General features: G+C 62.8%; 17 protein-coding genes. 11 read left to right on the forward strand and 6 right to left on the reverse strand.

Annotated features, from left to right (window positions below):
• The first annotated feature begins 14 nt into the window (after positions 1–14).
• The 11 genes from OPV09_RS13480 (at position 15) to OPV09_RS13530 (ending at position 14,376) form a co-directional block, all read left to right on the forward strand.
• Positions 15–506 carry an Hcp family type VI secretion system effector gene (locus tag OPV09_RS13480; protein ID WP_034752191.1) on the forward strand — a complete coding sequence of 164 codons (492 nt, stop codon included), beginning with the start codon at positions 15–17 and terminating at the stop codon, positions 504–506.
• A 146-nt stretch (positions 507–652) separates the two neighbouring features.
• Positions 653–1,141 carry a type VI secretion system baseplate subunit TssE gene (tssE, locus tag OPV09_RS13485; RefSeq protein WP_034752188.1) on the forward strand — a complete coding sequence of 163 codons (489 nt, stop codon included), beginning with the start codon at positions 653–655 and terminating at the stop codon, positions 1,139–1,141.
• Between the two features lie 2 nt (positions 1,142–1,143).
• Complete coding sequence (gene tssF, locus OPV09_RS13490) at positions 1,144–2,988, forward strand: type VI secretion system baseplate subunit TssF (protein WP_338682090.1); 1,845 nt, start codon at positions 1,144–1,146, stop codon at positions 2,986–2,988.
• Positions 2,952–4,046, forward strand: coding sequence for a type VI secretion system baseplate subunit TssG (gene tssG / locus OPV09_RS13495; protein WP_072453894.1), 1,095 nt, complete (start codon positions 2,952–2,954; stop codon positions 4,044–4,046). Before tssF ends, tssG begins: the two co-directional genes overlap by 37 nt.
• A gap of 45 nt (positions 4,047–4,091) precedes the next feature.
• The gene (gene tssH / locus OPV09_RS13500) at positions 4,092–6,755 is read left to right on the forward strand and encodes a type VI secretion system ATPase TssH (RefSeq protein ID WP_338682093.1); all 2,664 of its coding nucleotides are present in this window, start codon (positions 4,092–4,094) and stop codon (positions 6,753–6,755) included.
• Positions 6,756–6,890: 135 nt separating this feature from the next.
• Positions 6,891–9,692 carry a type VI secretion system Vgr family protein gene (locus tag OPV09_RS13505; protein WP_338682095.1) on the forward strand — a complete coding sequence of 934 codons (2,802 nt, stop codon included), beginning with the start codon at positions 6,891–6,893 and terminating at the stop codon, positions 9,690–9,692.
• The gene (locus OPV09_RS13510; protein WP_219330390.1) at positions 9,689–10,612 is read left to right on the forward strand and encodes a DUF4123 domain-containing protein; all 924 of its coding nucleotides are present in this window, start codon (positions 9,689–9,691) and stop codon (positions 10,610–10,612) included. The genes OPV09_RS13505 and OPV09_RS13510 overlap by 4 nt, the downstream gene beginning before the upstream one ends.
• Positions 10,613–10,649: 37 nt before the next feature.
• The gene (locus tag OPV09_RS13515) at positions 10,650–11,069 is read left to right on the forward strand and encodes a hypothetical protein (RefSeq protein ID WP_331778742.1); all 420 of its coding nucleotides are present in this window, start codon (positions 10,650–10,652) and stop codon (positions 11,067–11,069) included.
• Between the two features lie 73 nt (positions 11,070–11,142).
• Positions 11,143–11,643, forward strand: a complete 501-nt coding sequence (locus tag OPV09_RS13520; protein ID WP_319993071.1) for a DUF3304 domain-containing protein — start codon at positions 11,143–11,145, stop codon at positions 11,641–11,643.
• A 53-nt stretch (positions 11,644–11,696) separates the two neighbouring features.
• Entirely contained in the window at positions 11,697–12,194 is a 498-nt protein-coding gene (locus OPV09_RS13525; RefSeq protein ID WP_139143539.1) for a DUF3304 domain-containing protein, read from the forward strand.
• Between the two features lie 31 nt (positions 12,195–12,225).
• The gene (locus tag OPV09_RS13530) at positions 12,226–14,376 is read left to right on the forward strand and encodes a phospholipase effector Tle1 domain-containing protein (protein ID WP_338682101.1); all 2,151 of its coding nucleotides are present in this window, start codon (positions 12,226–12,228) and stop codon (positions 14,374–14,376) included.
• A gap of 59 nt (positions 14,377–14,435) precedes the next feature.
• Here the strand turns inward: OPV09_RS13530 and tssA are convergent, their stop codons facing one another.
• The 6 genes from tssA to OPV09_RS13560 are packed head-to-tail and all read right to left on the reverse strand — an operon-like array spanning position 14,436 to position 22,974.
• Positions 14,436–15,485 (reverse strand): type VI secretion system protein TssA, encoded by a 1,050-nt coding sequence (gene tssA / locus OPV09_RS13535; protein WP_338682103.1) that lies wholly within the window; start codon positions 15,483–15,485, stop codon positions 14,436–14,438.
• A gap of 19 nt (positions 15,486–15,504) precedes the next feature.
• Positions 15,505–16,299: an OmpA family protein gene (locus OPV09_RS13540; RefSeq protein ID WP_338682105.1), complete on the reverse strand. Its 795-nt coding sequence runs from the start codon at positions 16,297–16,299 to the stop codon at positions 15,505–15,507.
• 2 nt (positions 16,300–16,301) lie between these two features.
• The gene (gene tagF, locus OPV09_RS13545) at positions 16,302–17,282 is read right to left on the reverse strand and encodes a type VI secretion system-associated protein TagF (protein ID WP_338682107.1); all 981 of its coding nucleotides are present in this window, start codon (positions 17,280–17,282) and stop codon (positions 16,302–16,304) included.
• Positions 17,279–21,175: a type VI secretion system membrane subunit TssM gene (gene tssM, locus OPV09_RS13550; RefSeq protein WP_338682299.1), complete on the reverse strand. Its 3,897-nt coding sequence runs from the start codon at positions 21,173–21,175 to the stop codon at positions 17,279–17,281. Before tssM ends, tagF begins: the two co-directional genes overlap by 4 nt.
• A 46-nt stretch (positions 21,176–21,221) precedes the next feature.
• On the reverse strand, positions 21,222–22,673 hold the full coding sequence (locus tag OPV09_RS13555; protein WP_338682109.1) for a hypothetical protein: 1,452 nt from the start codon (positions 22,671–22,673) through the stop codon (positions 21,222–21,224).
• Positions 22,674–22,704: 31 nt separating this feature from the next.
• Complete coding sequence (locus tag OPV09_RS13560) at positions 22,705–22,974, reverse strand: PAAR domain-containing protein (RefSeq protein ID WP_034754859.1); 270 nt, start codon at positions 22,972–22,974, stop codon at positions 22,705–22,707.
• Positions 22,975–22,978 lie beyond the last annotated feature (4 nt).

Genomic DNA, 22,978 nt, shown 5'->3' on the forward strand with positions numbered 1-22,978 from the left:
CCGAAAGGAATGACATGGCAATCGACGTTTACTTGCAAATTGATGGTATCAAAGGCGAATCCACCGACACCTCCCATAAAGATTGGATCGAATGCAAGTCGGTCCAGTGGGAAGTGCTGCAGCCGAAGTCCGCCACCGCCTCGACCGGCGGCGGCCATACCGCCGAACGTACCGAGCACAAGGATATCGTGGTCGCCAAGCTGGCCGACCTCGCCACGCCTCTGCTGCTGCAAAATTGCTCATCCGGTAAAACGATCCCGAAAGCCAAGTTCGAATTCCTGCGTGCCGACGGCCAGGGCGAGCGCATCAAGTATTTCGAGATCGAGCTGGAAAACGTGCTGATCAGCAGCGTGGCGCCGTCCGTCGCCGCTGGCGACATCCTCGGCGAGAACGTGTCGATCAAGTATTCCAAGGTCAAGTGGAAATACACGCAGCAAAAAGTCGGTGGTGGCTCGGGCGGCAATACCTCTGGCGGTTGGGATCTGTCGGCCAACAAGACGATTTGATCGACAACGGCCCTTGCCGGATGACGCCGTTCCGGCTAGCCGCCGACGGTGACTCCGGCTTGTGCCCGCGTGACTGATGCTTCTGAATCAAAGGGCCGCCGCAGGCCGCCCTTTTGTTCCTTCCCACCGCCAACGACAGGATACCGATGAAGGGTTTTACGCCGGGGTTGTTCGACCGCCTGATGGACACGCCCGTCCAGGGCGCTTCCAGTAGCACCGTCTCGCGCCTGTCGCTGGAGGATTTGAAAGATACCGTGGCACGCGACCTGGAGGCGCTGCTCAACACGCGCACCGTGATACCGGAAGCGCTGCTGAAAAAATTTCCCGAATGCGGCCGTTCGATCGTCACCTACGGCCTCAATGATTTCGCAGGCCTGAGCTTGTCGAGTTCCGACGACCGCGCGTATATCTGCCAGTGCCTGGAAAAAGCCATCGCGCGCCATGAACCGCGCCTGCGCAGCGTGCGCGCTTCGCTGGAAATCCAGGAAGGCTCGATCAACCGCCTCAATTTCGCCATTACCGCGCTACTGGTGGTGCACTCGGCCCAGGAACCTGTCAACTTCGACGCCATCCTGCAGCCGTCCAGCCTGCATTACACGATCAGCAAGGCGCGCCGTACGGCGCAAGGAGCCTGAACTTGGAAGAATTATTGCCGTACTACGAACGTGAACTGGGTTTCCTGCGCCGCTATTCGCGCGAGTTTTCCGAGCGCTACCCGAAGATCGCGGGACGGCTGCTGATCGGCGGCGAAGTCTGCGAAGACCCGCATATCGAGCGCATGATCCAGTCCTTCGCGCTGCTCAATTCGCGCATCTCGAAACGCCTCGATGACGACTACCCGGAATTTACCGAGGCGCTGTTCGAGGTACTGTATCCGCATTACCTGCGGCCATTTCCTTCGTGCTCGATCGCGCGCCTCGACTACAGCGGCGCGGCGGCGCAGCTGACGGCCGCCACCGAGATCGCGCGCGGCACCGAGCTGGCGACACGCCCCGTCAAGGGCGTCGCATGCACCTTCCGCACCGCGTATCCGGTCACCGTGGCGCCGCTGGCGCTGACGCATGCGGCGTTTGCCGCCATCATCGACGCGCCCGAGCAGGTGCAACTGCCGCCAAACGCCACTTCCAGCGTCAGCATCGTCCTCGAAACGACCGCCGATCAGATCAGCCTGGCGCAACTGGGCGTCAAAAAGCTGCGCGTGTTCATCGACGGCGAGCCGTCGTTTTGCGCGGCGCTGCGCGACGCGCTGTTCATGCGCACGGTCAAGGCCTATGTGGAAGCGGACGACGGCGGCCGCTGGAACGCGCTGGCGCAGCTTCCCGTCAGCACCGCCGGCTATGCCGAGGACGATGCGCTGATCCCGTTTTCGGCCCGTTCGCATCCGGCCTACCGGCTGCTGACCGAATATTTCTGCTTTCCCGAAAAATTCAATTTTTTCGACATCGACCTGGCCGCGCTGTGCGCGCCGCTGCCGTCCGGCTGCCGGCGCATCACCTTGCACCTGGCCCTGGCCGGCCTGCGCACCGATTCGAATACGGCGCGCATGCTGGGCACCATGACGACCAATAACCTGCTGCTGGGCTGCACGCCGGTGGTCAACCTGTTCCGCCAGCGCGGCGAGCCGATCCGGCTGACGCACACGGCCGCCAGCTATCCGGTGCTGGCCGATGCGCGCCGCGCCTATGCCTTCGAGGTGCAGGCCATCGAATCGGTCAAGCTGGTGCGCCAGACGCCGCAAGGGGAGTCGATCACCGAATTTCGCCCGTTCTATTCGCTGCGCCACGGCCAGATGCCGGCCAAGGACGGGCATTACTGGGTGATGCGGCGCGATGACACCGTCAGCGAAAAAAGCCCCGGCTACGAGACCGAGATTTCCATCGTCGACATCGATTTCGACCCGGCCTCGATCGAAACCGATACCCTGAGCCTCGAGTTGAGCTGCACCAACCGCGACTTGCCGGCGCAACTCACCTATGGCCTGCGCGGCGGCGACCTGTTCCTGGAAGGCGGATCGAGCGTGCGCAGCATCCACTTCCTGCGCAAACCGACCGAATCGCACCGCTTCGAGCGGGGCCGCGGCGCGCACTGGCGCCTGATCTCGCACCTGTCGCTGAACCATCTGTCGCTGTCGGGCAGCGGCCTGGAAGCGTTCCAGGAGATGCTGACCCTGTATGACTTGCCCCGCTCGGCGGCCTCGCAACGGCAGATCAGCGGCATTGCCGCGATCGACCACAAGGCGGCCAACGCCTGGCTTCCCGGCAATCCCTTCGCCTGTCTGGTGCGCGGCCTGGAAGTGCGGCTGACGCTCGACGAGGAAGCTTTCGTGGGCAGCGGCATCCATGCGTTTGCACATATCGTCGAGTGTTTTCTCGGCCTGTACGTGCATGCCAACAGTTTCACGCAACTGGTGGTGCTGTCGAAAAAATCGGGAGAGGAGTTGTTGCGATGCAAACCACGCAGCGGCGATTTGAGCCTAGTGTAATCGAGCGCCTGTTCGCCGAGCCCTACCGCTTCCAGTACTTCCAGGCGGTGCGCATGCTCGAAATCTGGCTGGTTCGCAACGGCATGGCGCGCGAGGGCGCGGTGGCCAACTACCTGCGCTTTCAAAATTCGGTGTCGCTCAATTTCGCGCCCAGCCAGCTTGAAGCCGTGCAGGCCGAACCGCGCGAGCTGGGCGCCCTGGCGGCCGACATGCGCGCGCTGGGTGAGGCCGTGCGGGGCGGCGGACTGAAATACGTGCGCATCACGCCGGCCTTCATGGGCTTTCTCGGCGTGGCCGGCGCGCTGCCCGCCCATTACACGGAACGCATCGCCGCGCACCAGCTGTATGAAAAGGACGAAGGACCGCGTGCTTTTCTCGACACTTTTTCCAGCCGCGCGCTGGCGCTGTTCTACGAAGCGTGGCGCAAGTACCGCCTGGAACTCAAATACCAGCTCGATGGCAGGGACAAATTCCTGCCGCTGCTGCTGTCGCTGGCAGGCCTGGGCCATGCGTCGCTATGCCAGCGCCTGTACGACGATGGCGATGGCGTCCTCGACGAGTCGGTGGGATTTTTTGTCGCGGCCATGCGGCACCGGCCGCCATCGGCGGTGGCGATCGGCCAGGTATTGTCCGCGTATTTCGGCCAGAGCATCAAGGTGACCCAGTTTGTCGGCTGCTGGTACGACGTGCCGCGCGACCAGCAAAGCAGCCTCGGTGGCATGAACGCGATGCTGGGTTCGACGGCGCTGGTCGGCGCGCGCGTCTGGCAGCGCGATTTGCGCATGCGCCTGGTGGTCGGGCCGCTGGCGCGCGCCCATTTTGACGCCTTTTTGCCGGGCGGGGCGGCCGCGCGCGCGCTGGAAAAAATGCTCACCATGTTTACCGGCCTGTGCCTCGAATACGAAGTGCAGCTGGTGCTGCGCGCCGAGGATGTGCATGGCGTCACCCTGGAGCAGCCGCGCAGCGGCGGGCGGCTGGGCTGGGACAGTTTCCTGATCACCGCCGGCGCCGCGCAGGACCGTGGCGACGTGCGCTACGAATTGCATACGCTGGCATGAACCATCTTTCTTTTTTATCCGTTTCCACACAAGGACCTTTGCCCCATGAGCATCAACCTCAAGACGCTGATCAGCAAGCTCAATGACACCAGCCGTACCGCCGCCACCCGCGCCGCCGGCATTTGCGTCGGCCTCGGACAATACGAGGTCGACCTGGAACACCTGTTCCTGGCCCTGCTGGAACAGCCGGCCAGCGACTTTGCGCTGATCGCCCGCCACAGCGGCATCAGCGTCAGCATGCTCGAAGCGGACTTGCAGGCCGAAGTGGCGCGCCTGCAGACCGGCAATGCGCGCACCCCCGTGTTTTCGCCCCGGCTGCCGAAGCTGTTTGAAAACGCCTGGCTGATCGCGTCGCTCGACGTGCAGGCGGGCCGCCAGGCCAGCATCCGCAGTGCGCATCTGCTGCAGGCGCTGCTGACCGACCCTGAATTGGCGCAGCTGGCTTACCGGGGCTCGAAACTGTTCAACAAATTCAAGCTCGACGACTTGAAGCATAACCTCGACAAGATCACGCAAGGCTCGCAGGAGGCGGCAGGCGCTTCGGCTGCCGATGGCGAGGGCGGCGAGGGAGGAGGAGACCCCGTCGGCGAACTGGCAGGGCGCGCGGCCGCGTCGAAAACTCCGGCGCTGGACCAGTTCACCACCAACCTGACGGCGCGCGCGCGCGACGGCAAGGTCGATCCGGTGATCGGCCGCGATGCGGAGATCCGCCAGGCCATCGATATCCTGATGCGGCGGCGCCAGAACAACCCGATCCTGACGGGCGAGGCGGGCGTGGGCAAGACGGCCGTGGTCGAAGGGCTGGCCCTGCGCATCGCGCTGGACGACGTGCCCGATGTATTGAAGGGCGTCGAGATCCATACGCTGGACATGGGCCTGCTGCAGGCCGGCGCCAGCGTCAAGGGCGAGTTCGAGAACCGTCTGAAAAACGTCATCGACGAAGTCAAGAAAAGCCCGCACGCCATCATCCTGTTCATCGACGAAGCGCACACCATGATCGGCGCAGGCGGCACGGCCGGCCAGAACGACGCGGCCAACCTGCTCAAGCCGGCATTGGCGCGCGGCGAGCTGCGCACGATTGCCGCCACCACCTGGGGTGAATACAAGAAGTATTTTGAAAAGGACGCCGCGCTGGCGCGCCGCTTCCAGGTCGTCAAGATCGAGGAGCCGAGCGAGGAACTGGCCTGCGCCATGTTGCGCGGCATGGCGCCGCTGATGGAAAAGCATTTCAATGTGCGCATCTATGACGAAGCCATCACCGAAGCGGTAAGGCTGTCGCACCGCTACATCATGGGACGCCAGCTGCCCGACAAGGCCATCAGCGTGCTCGATACGGCCTGCGCCAAGGTGGCGCTGGGCCAGAACGCGACGCCGGCCCTGCTGGAAAACCTGGTCAAAAAACTCGACCGCATCGACGCCGAAGTCGCCACGCTCGAACGCGAGGAAAAGAGCGGCGGCAACCACCCGGTGCGTCTGAAAGACTTGCGTGAGCAGCGCAGCGCCGCCGCCGGCGAGCATGCGGCGCTGGCCGCGCGCTGGGAAAACGAAAAGACGCTGACCGGAAAGGTCAGGGCGGCGCGCCAGGACCTGGAAAGCGCCGGCGTCAAACCGGACGCCAGCCAGGCCGGCGATCTGCAGGCCCTGCTCAAGGACTTGCGCGCGCTGCAGGGCGAAACACCGATGGTGCCGGTGCAGGTCGACGGCCACGTGGTGGCGGAAATCGTCGCCGGCTGGACCGGCATCCCGCTGGGAAAAATGGTCAAGGATGAAATCCGCACGGTGCTCAAACTGAAGGACATGCTGGAAGAGCGCGTGCTGGGCCAGTCGCATGCGCTCGAAGCGGTGGCGCAGCGCGTGCGCACCTCGCGCGCCAACCTGGACGATCCGAACAAGCCGAAGGGCGTGTTCCTGTTCGTCGGCCCGTCCGGCGTGGGCAAGACGGAAACGGCGCTGGCGCTGGCCGATGTGCTGTATGGCGGCGAACGCAAGCTGATCACCATCAACATGAGCGAATATCAGGAAGCGCACAGCGTGTCAGGCCTGAAAGGCTCGCCGCCCGGCTATGTCGGCTATGGCGAAGGCGGCGTGCTGACCGAGGCCGTGCGGCGCAATCCGTACAGCGTGGTGCTGCTCGACGAAGTGGAAAAAGCCCACCCGGACGTGCTCGAACTGTTCTTCCAGGTCTTCGACAAGGGCGTGATGGAGGATGCCGAAGGGCGCGAGATCGACTTTAAAAACACCATCATCATTCTCACCTCGAACGTCGGCTCGAGCATCCTGATGCAGGCCTGCCTGAATGTGGCGGCGCCAGACCTGCCGGCGCCGGAGCAGCTGGAGGAAAAGCTTCGCTCGCAACTGATGAAAACCTTCAAGCCGGCCTTTTTGGGGCGCTTGAAAGTGATCCCGTTCTATCCGATCTCGGACGATGTGCTGGTCAATATCATCGGCCTGAAACTGGGCAAGATCGCCCAGCGCATCGCGGCCAATCACAAGGCCGAATTCAGCCACGACGAGGCGCTGGTCGAGGCCGTGCTGGCGCGCTGCACCGAAGTCGATTCGGGCGCGCGCAATGTCGACAATATCCTCAACGGCACGGTGCTGCCCGAGATCGCCGAGTCGGTGCTGGCCAAGATGGCCGAAGGCGCAGCGATTACGAAAATCAAGGTCAGCGCCAGCAAGCAGGGGCAGTTCAAGTACACCATCAAGTAGGCACTGCCGCCATGGTGCGTGGAGAGGAGGGGCGCAATCTGTTCACCCGGTTTCAATCGCGCTCCGGTGATATAAATTCCTCGCTACAATAATTGTTAAATATGCAAAATTTGGTAAACGACTGACGGGAAGCGCATGTCATCCACCTCGACCGACAAGATTGCTGACGCGCTGGCTGCTTTCACGAGCGCCACGCGGCTGTACGAGTTGACCTACGGCGAGGACGCGGACAGCGGCTTGCTGGTCGAAGCCTTTGCCGCCGACGAGCGGCTGCAGGAGGTCGGCGCGCGCGACATCATCGCCTTGTCCACCAGCGCCCATGTGGCGCTGGCGTCCCTGCTGGGCCAGCCGGCCAGTCTGCACGTCAGCCTGGCGGACGGCACGCGCACCCCATTTTCCGGCTATATCAGCGCCGCCGCCACGCTGGGCAGCAATGGCGGCCTGGCGCGCTACCGGCTGCGCATCACCCCATGGCTGTGGTTGCTGACCCAGGCGCGCAACAGCCGCGTCTGGCAAGACCGCAGCGTGACGGCCATCGTCGACGAGGTCTTGCAGGCGTATGCGCCATACGCGCTGTGGCGCTGGAGCGACGAGGTGGCGTCATTCATGCAGGAAGCGGGCGAGCGCAGCTATTGCTGCCAGTACCGCGAATCGGACTACGATTTCGTGCGGCGCCTGCTGACGGAAGAAGGGCTGGCCTGGCGGTTTGACGGTCAGGCCATGATCGTCTTTGCCGACAGCAGCCAGGTGTGCGCCACGCCCGAGGACGCTAGCAGTGCGCAAGGCGGCGGCTTGCGCTTTCATGGCGCCCGCGTCGGCGAGCCGGGCGACAGCGTGCAGGCCTTGAGCGCGCGGCGCAGCCTGCAGGTGGGCCTGAGCAGCGTACTCAGCTATGACTACAAGGCGAAAAAGGCCGTGGCCGCCAGCGTGCCGACCAACACGGCGCTCGGCGGCAAGAATGCGCCTATGCTGGAAAGCTACGATACGCCGGGTCAGTACTGGTACGCCAGCGCCGCCCAGGCGCAGCGCTACGCGCAGTTGCAGATGCAGGCGCATGAAGCGCGCGCCCAGCTGTGGCAAGCGAGCTCGACCGTGCGCACCCTGCGCGCCGGCACGCGCTTTACCCTGACGCAGGGGCCATTGCCGCCCGCCGATGGCGCCGCGTCCGAATATGTCGTGCTGCGCGTGGCCAGCATCGGCGTCAACAACCTGCCGGCGCCGGCACTGGAGGGATTGGCGGAACTGTTCGGCCCGATACCGGAATTGCTGGAGGAAACCGTGGCGCAGTGGGGCGACGGTTTTCCCGATGTCGCCGCCGCGATCGCGCAGGCACAAGCCAGCGGTTACGCCAACTGCATCGAGATGATCAGCGCAAGCACGCCGTGGCGTCCGCTGCAGGATGGCAACGATGCGCGCCAGCACGCCACGCCGACGGCCCTGGGCAGTCAGAGCGCCATCGTCGTGGGAGCCGATGGCCAGGACGCGGCCAGCGGCGCCGATGAAATCTATTGCGACAAGCTGGGCCGGGTGCGCATCCGCTTTCACTGGCAACAGGAAACGGCTGCGACCTGCTGGGTGCGCGTGGCGCAGCGCGCGGCCGGCGGCGGCATGGGCAGCCAGTTCCTGCCGCGCATCGGCCAGGAAGTGCTGGTGCAATTTTTGGAAAACGATATCGACCGGCCCGTCATCGTCGGCGCGCTGTACAACGGCCAGGGCGAGGGCGGAAGCAAACCGACCCCGGGCGGTGTTGGCGGCGAGCCTGGCGACGCCGGCGTGTTCCAGCCCGCACACGATCACGCTGTGGCGGGCCAGGGCAATCTGGCGGGCGGCAACAGTCCCTTGTGGCATGGCGCCGCCGGAGCCAGTGCGGCGCACCGCAATGCCGGCGCGCAATGGGGCATCCGCAGCAAGGAGTTCGGCAAGGCGGGAGGAGCGGCGGGCTACAACCAGCTGTTGTTCGACGACACGGACAGCCAGGGCCGGGTACAGCTGAAAAGCAGCCATGCGGCCAGCGAACTCACTCTTGGCCACTTGATCCACGGCGCCGACAATTACCGGGGCAGCCTGCGCGGCGCGGGCGCCGAATTGCGCACCGATGCGTATGGCGCGGTGCGGGCCAAGGCGGGCTTGCTGGTGAGCAGCTATGTGCTCAGGCACGAGGCCGCGCAACGCGAGCCGGCCGGCGACAATGCCGGTGGCATGGCATTGTTGAAGCAGGCTGTACTGCTGGGCGACACCTTCAGCCAGGCCGCACAAACGCATCAAACGGTGGCCTACGCCAGCCATGTCGGCGCCAGCGCCGCCAATGCCAGCGAACTTGACGAGCAGGCGGCGCCCCTGAAAGCCATGCAGGCCAGCGTGGCGGGCATGCACGAACAACTGCCGCACACCAAGGACTCGCTGATCGCGATTGCCGCCCGGGCCGATCTGGGGCTGATCGCCGGCCAAGACCTGCAGCTGGCCAATGGTGAAAGCGTCATCCTGATGAGCGGACAGGACACGCAATGGAGCAGCGGTGGCCAGTGGCGATTGCACACGGGCCAGGCCATCGGCATGCTGGGCGGCGCGATGAAGGCCGGGGAGGGTGATGCCGGGGTGCAGCTGATCGCCGCCCAGGGCACCATCGACGTGCAGGCGCAAGGCGACACCTTGCGGCTCCAGGCGCGCGACGAGGTCAACGTCATCAGCGCCAACGCGCATGTCGACTGGGCAGCGCTGAAAAGCATCCGTTTGTCGACGGCGGGCGGTGCCAACATCACGATCGAAGGCGGCAACATCACGATCCAGTGTCCGGGCAAGATCACCGTATTTGCAGGCAAGAAGAGTTTTATCGGCCCCACGCGCGCGCCGTATGTGATGCCGCCGCTGCCATCGAGCACGTGTAAAAGCTGCATTTTGAGCGCCATGCAACAGGGTGCAGCGGGAGTACTGCGGTGACGCCCGGCAGCGTTTCGGCATTGCACGGCTGGGTCCGGGCCAGTCTTGGGCGGCAACGCCTGCCTTATTTGCTGCTCGACAGTGCGCAGGCCGAAAACAGTCACCTGACGCTGCAGCGCTGGAAAGTGCCGTATGCCTCGCTGTTCGAGGAAACCCATGAAGCGAGCCTGCCCGAGATCGCGCCGCTGCTGATATCGCTGTCCGGCCTTGCGCCCGCCATGCTGGAGAAAGTCTGCGACTGGGCCGAAAAGCTCGGTTACGGCGCGCCTTGCCTGAGCTGGATGGAAAGTCCGTGGCCCTTGCCCGAACTGGCGCGCCATTTGCGCCAGTTTCACGCCGTCGGCCTGAGCGACGAGCAGCAGATGATGCTGCGCTGGTACGACACGCGCATCCTGCCCGTCTGGCTGGCCTGCCTGGAGCCGCTACAGCGCGAGCAGTTTGTAGCTGGGTTGTTGAGCTTGCAGTACATCAACCGTTTTGGTGACGTTGCCGTCCTGCTCGATGTCGACACCGCCGGTGCTGCGCCGGACGTTGCGCTGATGGGCTCGCCGCTCATCCACCTGGACGATGCGCAATACGGCATGCTGGTCGATGCCGGTGACGCCGATACGCTGATCAGTCATTTACGGCGGGTGATCACGGACGAAACCAACGATACCCCGCCCCGGCTGCTGTACGAATTCGTTGCCCGCTACCAGCAGCGCGCCCTGGCCGCCGGCATCGACGACCTGGACCGCCAGACGCAATACCTGCTGCTGGCCCTGTACACCTCCGGCGCCGGCATCGAACACCCCGATTTCATCGCCCTCATGCAAGACCCACCCACCTCTATCGAAAGTTTCTATGAAGCCATGCAAGCCTTGTCCGACGACGTATGGGAAGCCGGTCCGCCCTTGTGGGGCATTCAACTTGAAGCTTGACCGGCTCCCGGCGCTGGCACTGTGCCTGAGTTTGGCCTTGGTGATTGCCAGCGGCAACGTCGCAGCGCAGACAGCGGTAAAAGCCGCGCCGCAGGCGTCAAGCGCCGTCAAGCACGCCAAGCTGAAACCGGCCGACACCGCCAACTTGGTCAGCCATTTGCGGCGCGTGATCACCGATGAAACCAATGACACGCCGCCGCGCGTCCTGAACGCCTTTGTCGCGAAATACCAGCAGCGCGCGCTCGATGCCGGGATCGATGACCTCGACCGGCAAACGCAATATGTCTTGCTGGCGCTGTATACCTCTGGCAAGGCAATGGAACAGCCCTTGTTTGTTGAATTCATGAAAAACCCACCCGCATCGCTGGACGCCTTTTACGACGCGCTGCAAGCCTTGCCGAAAACCGTTTGGGAAGCGGGGCCGCCGCTGTGGGAGGCGTATGAACCCAAGGGATAAGTTACATCTAAGGTTGATGTAATTTTCATTTCAATCTCGGGATGTATTTGGTCAATGAATTTCAGGAACTCAGATGATAAAAAGGCTATTTCCAAGAAATTTAATCAATGTATTTTTATGTATTTTTATGGCATTTTCAAATACGGCATGTGGCAAGGAAAAAATGGACTTGACAGTCAATTTGAGCGCCTACAATCATACCGAGAATGGAATCGGTGGATATGTCGTGACGCTATCAAATGGGTCAAGGGTGGAAGCCGGATTCCTTGCTCCTGGAAAAGGTGGAGGAGGGATGACTTGCTGCCTTTCCCTGCCGACAATATGGCGTCCGGGAATGACTGCAAATATCATCATGAGTTCAATAGAAAATGGCAAAGAAATTCATGTGGAAGAAAGTGTTCCGGTGCCAAAGTACACTGCTGGCGATGCTGGGATGTTCATTGTACATTTTCTGCACAATGGAAGTTATAAGGTATTTGTGACCAGATACCTGCTGGGACATCGAAAATATCCTCTTTATGGAAAAGAAGCTGAATTGCAGCAAGGCGAGCCGCTTGAGATAATTTGGGAATAATTTTTCTGATATGAATGTTATTTGCGATGAATTATTTTTATTCTTGAGAGGTTATGATGAATTTATTGGGAAAACGATTTTATTGTGTCCTTTTATGTGGGTTTCTTTTGTTTTCAAATATGGCTTGTGGCAAGGGAAAGATGATGTTACCAGTCAATGTAAGTGGATATAATCATACCGAACATGGGATTGGGGGTTACTTAGTGACCTTGTCGACAGGGTCGGAAGTGGAGGTCGGTTATCTCGATGCGGGTTCCGGTGGCGGCGGATACACTTGTTGTCTTGCAATTCCAGCAGTATGGCAGCCGGGAATGACGGCAACAATCCGCATGAGTACCATAAAAAATGGAAAAGAAATTAGTGTGGAAAAAACCGTCCCAGTGCCTAAGTATGTCTCAAGCGATGCTGGAAGATTTATAGTACATTTTCTGCACAATGGAAATTATAAGGTATTTGTAACTAAATATGCATTAGGGCACAGAAAGTATCCACTCTCAGGCAAGGAGGCAGAGCTTGAGCCAGGTGTGCCATTGGAGATTATATGGGAGTAATTCCAAAAAAATTGTTCATGGAGCTTATATAATGTCTATTATTTATACTGGACGTAAAGCCCCCTTGGATGGGCGTCGCAGGCTCACGGCAAAAGAATCGTCACAACGTGCAAAAGCCATGGCATGTGTTAGATCACCTCACAAAACTGAATGCCAAGGGCAAGTTTATATCGGGCTGTTTTATGATGGGAGCGGAAATAATGCTGCATGGAGGCAGGTTGATCCCGTTGTCAATCCGAAAAATCTTACACAGCGGCAACGGAACAAGCACAGCAACGTTGCCAAGTTGTGGGATGCGCATCTTGAGCAAGAGAGAAATGGATATTTTAGTGTCTATATGCCAGGTGTAGGAACTCCGTTTGCTGCTATTGGTGACACTATTTCAGCCCTTACCGATAATGCTGGCGGTGGATTTGGCTATATGGGCGCCGATAGAATAAACTGGGGCATTACCTCGCTGTTCAATGCAGTGCATTCATACTTGACCGGCTTCAACTTAATTGAGTCCGACACACAGCGGGTGCTGGTTAACTTGATGAGTTCTCAGATGCTGCTGGGTAAAGAGGGCGTGCGGCGCTGGGCAATGTTGACCGCTCTGGAAGAGCGTCTTGCAAAGGTCGTAAAAACCCATCAGCGCAAGGTAAAGCAAATTAATGTTTCCATTTTCGGTTTTTCCCGTGGCGCGGCCGAAGCGCGTGCCAGTGCACATTGGCTGCATCAGATATTTGAACGGGAAAATGGCGCATTTGAGCTTGCCGGCGTACCCATTCGGATAGGTTTCCTGGGAATTTTTGATACCGTTGCGGCAGTAGGTGTGGGTGATGTGACACCAGTCACCTTTGGTCATATGGCTTGGGGAGATGGAACGCAGAGTATCCATCCAGTAGTCGAAGAATGTGCCCACTTTATTGCTCTGCATGAACAGCGCGCGAGTTTTCCGTTGGAATCGGCAACTGGACGGGGTAATGTAGGATATCCCGGCATGCATTCCGATGTGGGCGGCGGTTATTACCCGGGAGAGCAGGGCCGATCCATGCCGGCCTGGGGGCCCTCACCTCACTTGTCGCAGATACCGTTGATCGACATGCATTTCGCCGCCCTCAAAGCGGGAGTGCCGTTATTGACGATCAAAGAAATGAACGAAAAACAGCGTGTTGCTGTTCGAAAGTCTTTTTCCACCGACCCAAGACTGATCGCCTCCTACAACAACTGGCTGACGCATAACGGCATCAAGGGCGCAGACGTGAAGACCTTTACCGAGGCGCATACAAAACAATATCTGCGCTGGCGCGGCATGTTGCACGCGCAGGGAACAGCGAAATTGAAGACCAAGCGCTTTTTCAAGGAGTCGGATAAGCCGGGCCAGAAAGACTTGCTGGAGGCCGATAGCGATCTGGGGGTATATCTGCGCTCCTGGCGCGAACGAAAGAATGCCAACGCGACCTTGTCGGGATGGCTCAATGAACGCGCCAAGACGGTCTTGCATCGCGTCAGCCCGGCTGGCATGCTGTTTGTCGAAGAAGGAAAAGACCCGTTAAGCGACTGGGAAGAGCGGTTTTTGAAAATCATGACGGAAGGCGCGCAGCCGCCGGCTGGCTGCGTCACGCTGTTTGAAGATTATGTACACGATTCCCGCGCCGGCTTTCGCATCTTGGGCAAGCACGAGCCGGTATGGCTGACCGGCGGCTATGGCCGCTTCCGCCACGTTTTCGTGCAAAGCGATGATTATTCGAACATGTCGAATATCGCCAATGAATCGCTGAAGGCTGTCAAGGCAGCGGGCGATGCGGCCGTGACCTACTTCCAGAAACTGTATGGCTACACCGTCAGCACCTACCGGGTGGCGCGCAGAAAGATCGCCGCCACCGCGCGGGCGGTGTCCGAGGCCGAAAAGCGGCTGGAACGGCAGGCGGTGGAAACGTACAGGGAAACGAGCCGGATGATCGTCGATGGCGCCACCCGCACCGGTCACGACGTGCACGATGCCGGGGTGGAGGCGGAAAAGAAATTGAAGCACGCAGTCAAAACCGCGAAAAATGCCATGCAGCAAGCCAGCCAGGAAGCCCGGCTTTATTATGAGGCAGAAAAAAAAGTCATTTTGAAGTACGCGAATGCAGAGGCCGAGTTGCTGGAGCAGCTGAAAAAGCGCTGGATCGAGCAAGACCGGGAAAAAACGAAATAAGACGGAGTCAGGTACAGCCGCCTCTGGCGGCGGCAAAGGCACCGCCAGAGGCATGGATATTAGCCATTGCCGGGCGGTTGCACACCCAGCAGCTCTTCAATATGCGCCAGCGAACCGGCATCCTTGACCACCGAACGCAGCCAGCTGTGCAAATCCTGGTCGGCCGCATTGGCGGCCTTGTCGGCAAAATAGGAGACGGGGCTGTGCGGTTCGCTGCGGCGGAAGAATTGCGCCACGGCGCGTAGTTGCTCGATCGCCTGTGCACGCGTGGTGATGGTGCCTGGCGGTCCGGCTGGGATCGCTGGCACGGCCGGCGCCATCGCGCTTTCAGCCATGGCCACACCGCCATCCGCCGCAGCGGCGGGCGCGGCGGGCGCCACGCTGGCACTGGAGGGCATTACGCGCAGCATCGCTTCGACGGCTTCGCGTGCCGTGGAAAAGGCTGGGCTGTCGTTGCCCAGGCGGGCGTCGACGACTCTTTCAAGCTTGCGCAGCGCTTCCAGGCAATCTTGCGCGTCGACGGCGAAACTGGCGCAAAAGGCGGCCGAGTTGTTGCGCCGTGCCGCTTCCATGTCGGACAACTTGACGCCCTCATGCTGCCTGGCGGAATCCCCCGGGGCGGCCTGGCGTCGCGCAGTCTCGAAATCGATGGTGGAAAAAGCGCCGCCTGGGCCGCCCGTGATGGGCACTTCGCGCAGCAGCGCGGGGATGCGCGAGAGTATCCAGCTCAGGTTGCCGATGCGCTGCTCCTGGTCGCCGTCCTCGGCTTCGGGGAACAGACCCCGGTCCCAGAATTTTTCGCACAGCCCCGCCAGCACCAGCAAGCCTTCGGCCATGCCGCGCAGGTGGTGGCGCTTGGTGCCCGCTTCCGTCAGCCAGACGGCCAGGCGCAGATCCTTGCTGCTGCCGGCAAGCAGGCCGGCGCAGCTGCGCACGACGAAGTCCCAGTCGGCCTCCTTCAGGTCGGCAACCCATTCGCCCTGGTCGAGCGTGGGGTCGTCGAACTTGCGCGCCAACGTGATCGCGTCGAGTTCGGGCGAAAACGCCAGGTCCACGCCTGCCGGTTGTTCATTGCTGATCGGAAGTAATAACTGTTCGGCTGAAAACATGTGGTCCTCTGATGGATGGTTATTGCGCCATGCGAAATTCAATGCGCCGGTTGCGGGCGCGCCCGTCCGCCGTGTCGTTGCTGGCGATCGGCCGGTCGGAGCCCTGGCCCGATGCCGTCAGCAGGTCGCTGTGGATGCCTTTCGATGCCAGGTAGAATTTGACGGCCTCGGCCCGCGCCTGGCTCAGGCTCTGGTTACTGGCGCGCAAGCCCTGGTTGTCGGTATGGCCGATGATCTCGACCTTGCGGCCGGCCAGCTTTTGCATGGCTGCCGCCATTTCATCGAGGATGGCGCGGCCCGACGGCGTCAAGGTGGCCTTGCCGCTTTCAAACTCGATCGTGCGGTTGGCCAGGGTTGTGTCGAGCACGCCTTGCTCGCTGGCCGACACGCGCAGGCCATTGTTGACGGTGTAGGTGGGATTGAGGCTGGTGGCGATATCGCTGGCGATTTTTTGCCGCTGCGCCTCGTTCGCCACTTCGCCGCGCACGCTGACGACGCTGCCGTCGATTTTCAGCTGGCCGCGGCTGATCTGCTTGAGGTTGGGCGACAGCAGCTTTTGCACATACGCGTTCCAGTTGGCGGGCAGCACCACCTGGCCGACGGCGATCTGGTCGACCACCTTGTCGGTGCCGTACAGCTCGCGCAGGCGCACCAGCACGGCCGCCTTGCTCGCTTCGTCGGGCACGGTACCGGAGGCCAGCACCTGGCCTGGCTGCGGCGTGGCGGCCGTGGGTATCGCTGTGGGCGCTTGCGCCGAAGCGGACATGGCGGCCAGCGCCATGCCGAGGAGGAGAACGATACGGGATAGGCGCATGGTCAGGTTCCGATAAAGGCGGCGCGCAAGGAATCGTGCGCCAATTTGAGCGAGAGGTTGGCTTGCGCCAGATAGGTCGACACTTTCTTGATCGCATAGTCGCTGCCGACCTGTTCCTCGACCCAGTCCAGGTCGTCGAACGCGATATGGTGATCGAGTGCCGCTTGCGGGTTCATCAGCACATGCAGGGTTTGCGCCGACGCGCCGGAAAATCCCAGCACCAGCGTCTGGCGGCCGCGCAGCCGGGTGATGAACAGCGCCAGCTCGAAGTCGGCGCGCGCCAGGAACGGCGTGATCAGGTGCATCCAGAACGCCGCCACCATGTTGCGGTACAGCGGGTCGGCCGGCAGCGGCAATTCGAGGCTTTTCTCCAGCCGGCTGGAACTGCTGGCCATCACCGGCTGCAGCAGCAGGCCCAGCGCCAGCAGCACCTGCCGCACCGTGCCCGTGAAACCGGTGGGCGCCAGCAGCGCGTCGAGTTCGCCCACGGTCTGCATGTCGAGGAAGTCATTGAAGGTGGCTTCATAGGCGGCGGCGCGCAGGTCGAGGTCGATGCTGGCATGGCTGGCCGCGTGCAGCGCGTTGCCCGCATCGGGGCCGCGCATGTCGTTGCTGAGCGCCTCGAAACGGTTCCACAGGCGCGACAGCACCAGCGGACTGTTGGCGACAAACGCGGCCGGCTGGTCCACTTCCATGGTGCTCATCATCAGGAAGGGAAAACGGCGCGACGAGGCATCGCTGCTGGCGGCGATATGGCCGGCGATGGCGCGCCCACGGCGCGGGCCGATAAAGGCGAAATGCATGGGCGGCAGCGCATCGTAGGTCAGCTTCCAGCGTGCGTCGGCGCTGAGCAGGTCCATCGCCTGCGCCAGCCAGTCGTCGAGGATCTTCAGCAGGGCCGGGTTGTCGCTGGCCTTGACGAAGTCGCCGCGGCTGGGCAGCTTGCCGAAATAGCCGATCGGGGTGGCGGTGGTGCGGTTCATGGCGCGACGGCGGCATTGGCCGCGGTGGTGCCTGCCGGCGCGGGAGTGTTGACGGCCGGAACGCTCTGGGCCACGATTTCCGGCAGCTTCAGGCCGCGGAAGCCCGCGGCGCCCGAGGCGGTGGCCGGTGCCGCAACCGGCGCCGGAGTGGCGACGATCTTCAGGTTGGCCGCCACGCTCACGCCGCTGTTTTCCCAGCTCAGTTCGAATACGCCGCCATCCTTGCGCTTGCGCTTGGCCGAATCGATCATTTTCTTCAGGCCGAAATGGCCAGGCTCGTTGAGCAACACGACCGTGCGGCCTTCCGGCGTGATGGCGCTGATGCGCGCGCCGGGCGTGCCTTGCGGATTCGGCCAGACCATATGGATCCACGGCTGCGGCTGGCCGCGCCAGCGCAGCGCCTGGCCGTCGATCTCGATCGTGTACTCGGTGGCGCCGGTGGCGGCCAGCGCCTGCAGGTCGAAACGGGTTTGCGCTTCGCCGGCGCCGGCCGCCGTGGCCACGCCGTTGGCGCTGAGTGGAGCGATCCAGCCGGGGAAGCTGGCCACCACGGACGGTGCCAGGCCGATGCCCATGTTGGCCCAGGTCTTGGCGCTGAGCGAATCGCCACGGCGCACCACCAGCGGGCCGATGGTGGTATTGAAGAACTTGGCGATGCTGCCTTCCGGCCCGAACACCTGGCCGATGTCGGCATTGCTGGCCTCGCTACCCGAAGCGGGCGCAAACGGATACTTGGGCGCCAGGGTTTTCTGGAACGGTTCGAGCACCTGCGCCAGCCAGACCTTGTTGATTTCCGTCTCGGTCGGCTTGATGATGACGGCGAACGTCTGCATCAGCGGGCGTACCAGCAGCGGCCGGATGGCCTGCTTTTGCGCATCGGTCATGCCGGTCAGCATCTGTTCATCCACGTATTTGAGCGCATCGGCCAGTTCCGAACCGGTGCCGTCCAGCGTCTGCTGCATGAACTGTTTGGCGCCGGGGCCCGTATCGCCCTGGTTCTTGATCTGGTTGAAGCGGGCGCGCAGCTTCGACAGCGCGTCCATGTAGCCGCGCATCAGCGAAGCGTCTTTGTCCTTGGTCACCACCAGGCGGGCCACACCGGAAAACTCGCGGCCCACCGGCCCCATCGGCAAGGCGCCGGCGGCGGGCGCGCCGCTGCCGATGTTGACGTTGATGCCGGACGGTTTCTGGCGCAGGATGGTTTCCTTGAACCAGCCCATCATGCCGCGCTGGGCCCGCTGCAAGCCCTGGCCCAGCAGCGAGGGGTTGTCCCACGAGGTTTCCTTGTACACCGTTTCGATCAGCTTGTTGATCGGCGAGGTTTGCGGATCGCCGAGCCGGTTCATGGCCGCCGCCGCGTTGTCGAAGCCGTTCAACTCGCGGATGCTGACGCCCTGGATGAATTTCTGCCATTCCTTGGCGTAGTCCGTTTTATACAGTTCGACCAGCGCTTTCTGGATCTGCTCCGGGCTGCCTTCGAGGGTCAGGTCGTCCTTCGACGCCGTTTTCAGCACCCAGTCGGCGCTTTGCAGTTCGCGGTTGGCCGCTTCCTGGAAGGCTTGCTGGATGAATTGTTCCCAGGCGTCGCGTGTAAACGTGCCGGGAATGGCGTAGCTCCCCAGCACCAGTTCCTTGTCCTGCTCGCCGACAATGCGGGCCACCGTCATCGAGGCGAAGCGCGTGGCGGCGCGCGCCTTGACGTCGGCGTACACGCGCTCGCGGGCCGGCATGCCCCGCACCACGCGGCGCAGGCTGTCGCGCGACTGGTCGACCAGCGCCAGCTTGCTGTCGACCTGCGGCCAGGACGGGTCGTTGATCTGGGTGAGGTAGAACGAAATCATGCGTTCGGCGCTGCGTATCATCTGTTCGCGCGGCATGCTGCCGCGGTTGCTGTCGAGCCAGACCCGCCAGAAACGGGTCAGCTGGTCATTCAGGTGGCTCGCTTCGGCGCGCGACTTGTCGCTCAGCATCAGATAGGTTTTCAGGGCGTTATAGGCGTCTTCCACATTGGCCGGCGAGGCGTCCTTGAACTGCTGTGCGCCGAGGTTGACGGCGGCCGCCGTGGCTGGCGGTGCGGCGGCAGGGGCGCTTGCCAGGGCTGGCGTCGGCGTGGCGGCCGCCGGTGCGGCCAGGGTGCCGGCTGGCGCGGGCAGGGTAGCGGCCGCGCCGGCCGACACCGCGCCCGACTGCGGCGTGCTGGCCATCGGCTGCAAGCGGCTGGCGCCGGCATTGACCTCGGCCAGGAAGGCTTCCAGCGATTGCGCGACCGGGGTCAGCATCACTTCACGCACACCCGAGAAATACTCTTCGCGCAGTTTGCGTTCCAGCAGTTCCCCCTGATACAGGCCCAGGCCCAGCGAGATGGGCCGGCTGTTGCGGTAGGCATCGAGCTGTTCGATCCGGTCCTGCATGATTTCCAGCGCTTCGAAACGCGATTGCAGGTCGAGCCGCTTGTCCTGCACCTTGATCGCCTGGTCCAGGTCGGCCTGCACGTTGGCCACCAACTGGCGGTTGGCCATGTAGGACCAGCTCCAGCCGGCCAGCGCCAGGCCCACCAGCGCGGTGGCGGCAAAGAAAGTGGCGTAGCGCAGGCGGGTCTTGGCTGGACTGGCGTACTGGGCGACCAGCTCCCTGTCGGCGAAGATCACCTTGCGAAACAGATTGAGCAGGAAATAGCCGTGCTGGTCCTGCACCGCGTTCTGTTGCTGCGGCTGCAATTTCAAATCGAAGCGCTGCGCCACGCGTTCCGACGAGGCCGATACCGACATGCCTTCCTGCAACGCGCTGGTGAAATAGAAGCCGCGCATGACGGGCTTGAACTGGAACGGGTTTTCCTCGAACAGGGTGGCGATGAAGGCGCGCAGCGAACCCTTGATCGCGCTGAACTCGAGCGGGAAGGTGAACACGCCCGGCGGCATGCGTTCCTGCTGCTGCAGCGCCATGCTGGCCAGGCTCAGCTCTTTCAGGCCGTCATACAGTTCGTCGAAACGCTGGTCGAACTGCTCCAGTACGTCCTGTTTGGAACTGGTCTGGCTGTAGGGCAGGGTGGCGCCCCATACCCGGTCGCGTTCGCCCCGTTCGGTGTCCTGGAAGAATTCGTTGAAACCGGTAATCAGGTCGGCCTTGGTGAACACCACGTAGACGGGCGCGTGCACTTCCAGCTTTTCCGTCAGTTCTTGCACCCGCTGGCGCAGGTTCTTGGCCAGATTGATGGCGAACTCGGGCCGGCTGCCAGTCAGTTCGGCAATGCTGACGGCGATGATGATGCCGTTGATCGGCGCGCGCTTGCGGTGTTTTTTCAGCAGCGCCAGGAAGCCGAACCATTCGGCGCGGTCTTCGTCGTTGACGGAATAGCGGCCCGCCGTGTCGAGCAGGATTCCATCGGTGGTGAAGAACCAGTCGCAATTGCGGGTGCCGCCGATGCCTTGCACGATCTTGCTGTCGGCAAAAGGAAACTGCAGGCCGGAATTGGCGATCGCCGTGCTCTTGCCGGCCGCCGGGTTGCCGATGACCATATACCAGGGCAGCTCATACAGGGCCGCGTCACCTGACAGCTGGCCCAGCTTGGACGTCTTGATGGTACCGATCGCTTCGAGCATGCGCTTGCGGATGGTTTCGGTTTCCTCGCGCTGGGTAGGGCCCGCCTTGGGCGCCGCGCCAGCCGTCTGCTGTTCCAGCATGCCGCCGAACCGTGCGGCATCGCGCTGGCGGCGCCTGCGCTGCAGCCACCATACCGCGCTGGCGATCAGCAGGACCAGCGCCAGCGGCGGCACGATCCATACCAGCGGCCATTCGAAGATGATGGCGCAACTGGCCAGCAGTGCGGCCAGCGCCACGAAGCCGATGGCGAACAGGCTGAAACGGGTAGTAATGGAATGCCAGAATCGTTGCATCATAGTATGAGGGGCGAGAGGTTGATAGGCATGGTGGAGGGAGGGGTCATGTCGCTGCGAGGGCTTCAGGGGCAAGGGTAGGCGCCCCCACCACCACGGCGGCCCGGCGGAAAGCGTCGAGGTTGCTCAGGCATAGCACCTGGCTGGCATTGTCGGCCGCCTCGTGCCGCGCCAGCACCAGCGCCGCCAAGGTGGCCACCTGGCCACTTTGGCCGCAGGCCGCCGCCACGCTCAGTACGTCGTTGCTGAGATCGATATCGGGCAGCAGCGTGCCGGCATTGTTCATCAGTTCGATCATGCGGCTCGAGCGCTGGTCGGCATCGGCGTATAGCCGCGTAATCGCGGCCGGGGCGACAGACGCCGCCGACATCGCCTTGCCGCCCAGCTCGGTCAGCAAGGTGGCATCGCCGTGGCCGCGGCTGTCCGCCGACTGGCCACGTACGGCCATGCTGGTATGGTGCAGCAGTACCGGCGTGTCCACCTGCAGCGCCGCCGCCTGGGCCGCGTCGGCCAGCAAGAGGCCGGCCGCGCCTTCGCCGGGAATTTGCCCGCCCGGCTGGCCCGCATTGAACAGCAGGCCGCGCGAGGTCCAGTCATGCACGGTCAGCTCGCCGATATGCGAACCGCAGGCCAGCACGATGGCCAGGCAAGGCAACTCTTGCAAGGCAGCCTGCGCGGCCAGCTGTTCGATCAGCGCCAGCGGCCCGCTGTCGCCGGCCAAGTGCACGCCGAGCTTGTCGGCAGGCCAGCCTTGCTGTTCCGCCTGTGCTTGCAGCCAGGCGGCGCCTGTGTCGCGCTGCGGCTGCTCCCAATCGGGTGGTAACAGCAGATGCAGTTGCAGGGTCGGCAGCGCCAGCGCGGCGCGCGATCGCGGTTGCGCCGCCTTGTAGTCGTCGAGTTCCGTGTGCATCGCCGCTTCCTGCATCAGTTCGGTCAATACGCCGGCGCCCAGCGCCAGTGCGCGCAAGTGTTCGGCATCGAAATGCGCTGTTGCACCCTGCGCCGTATCGGCTGGACGGGTCCGCAGCCAGTCGTCCAGCAGTGCCTTCTGCTCATGTTCATCGACGTCGGCCACGCGGGCGCTCATCACCGGGTAGCCTTGCGCGTCGGTCAGTTCCGGGTCGAGTTCGGGGCGCTGCTGCTTGTCTTGCAGCGCGGCCGCCAGTTCCGGCGCCGAGGCGCCGCCCGGCATGCGCAGCGCGGCGGCGGTCAGGTGCAGCGGCGCGCGCGGCGCAGGTTCATTGCCGGGCGCCCCGGCGTCGGCCCCGGCGGCGTCAGCCAGCGCGGGAGATGCCGCCGCCGGCGCCGTCAGCCTGGCCAGCAGTTTCTTGCCCAGCCACCAACTGATAAGCAGCGCCAGCGGCAACGCCAGCATGCTACCGGCCAGGTCGCCCGTCGACGGCATGCGCGTGCTGGTGCGCCAGTACCAGATCGCGCCGCCCCAGCACAAGGCGAACACGGCCAATATCAGCAGGCTGCGCCGCAGCCACGCGCGCATCAGCGCGCTCCCTTGCAGTGGCGGCCGGACGTCATAGCTGATCCGTGGTGGCTTGCTGGCTGGCGATCAGCACCGCGCCACAGCTGGTCTTGTCGCCCTGGCGGGCCACCGGCTTGCCATCGACGATCCAGCTGGCGTCGCCGCTGACGATGGGGCAGGTGCCATGGCCTGGCCGTGGACACGAGACCTTGTCGCCCACGCGCGCGATGCCGATGCCGCCGCTGTCCGTCACCGCCGAGGCCTCCAGCACGCTGCCGCCATGCGATGTCTTGTCACCCAATCTGATTACAGGACCAGCCATATGT

It is taken from the genome of Janthinobacterium sp. TB1-E2, from assembly GCF_036885605.1.
GTDB classification, from domain to species: domain Bacteria; phylum Pseudomonadota; class Gammaproteobacteria; order Burkholderiales; family Burkholderiaceae_D; genus Janthinobacterium; species Janthinobacterium aestuarii.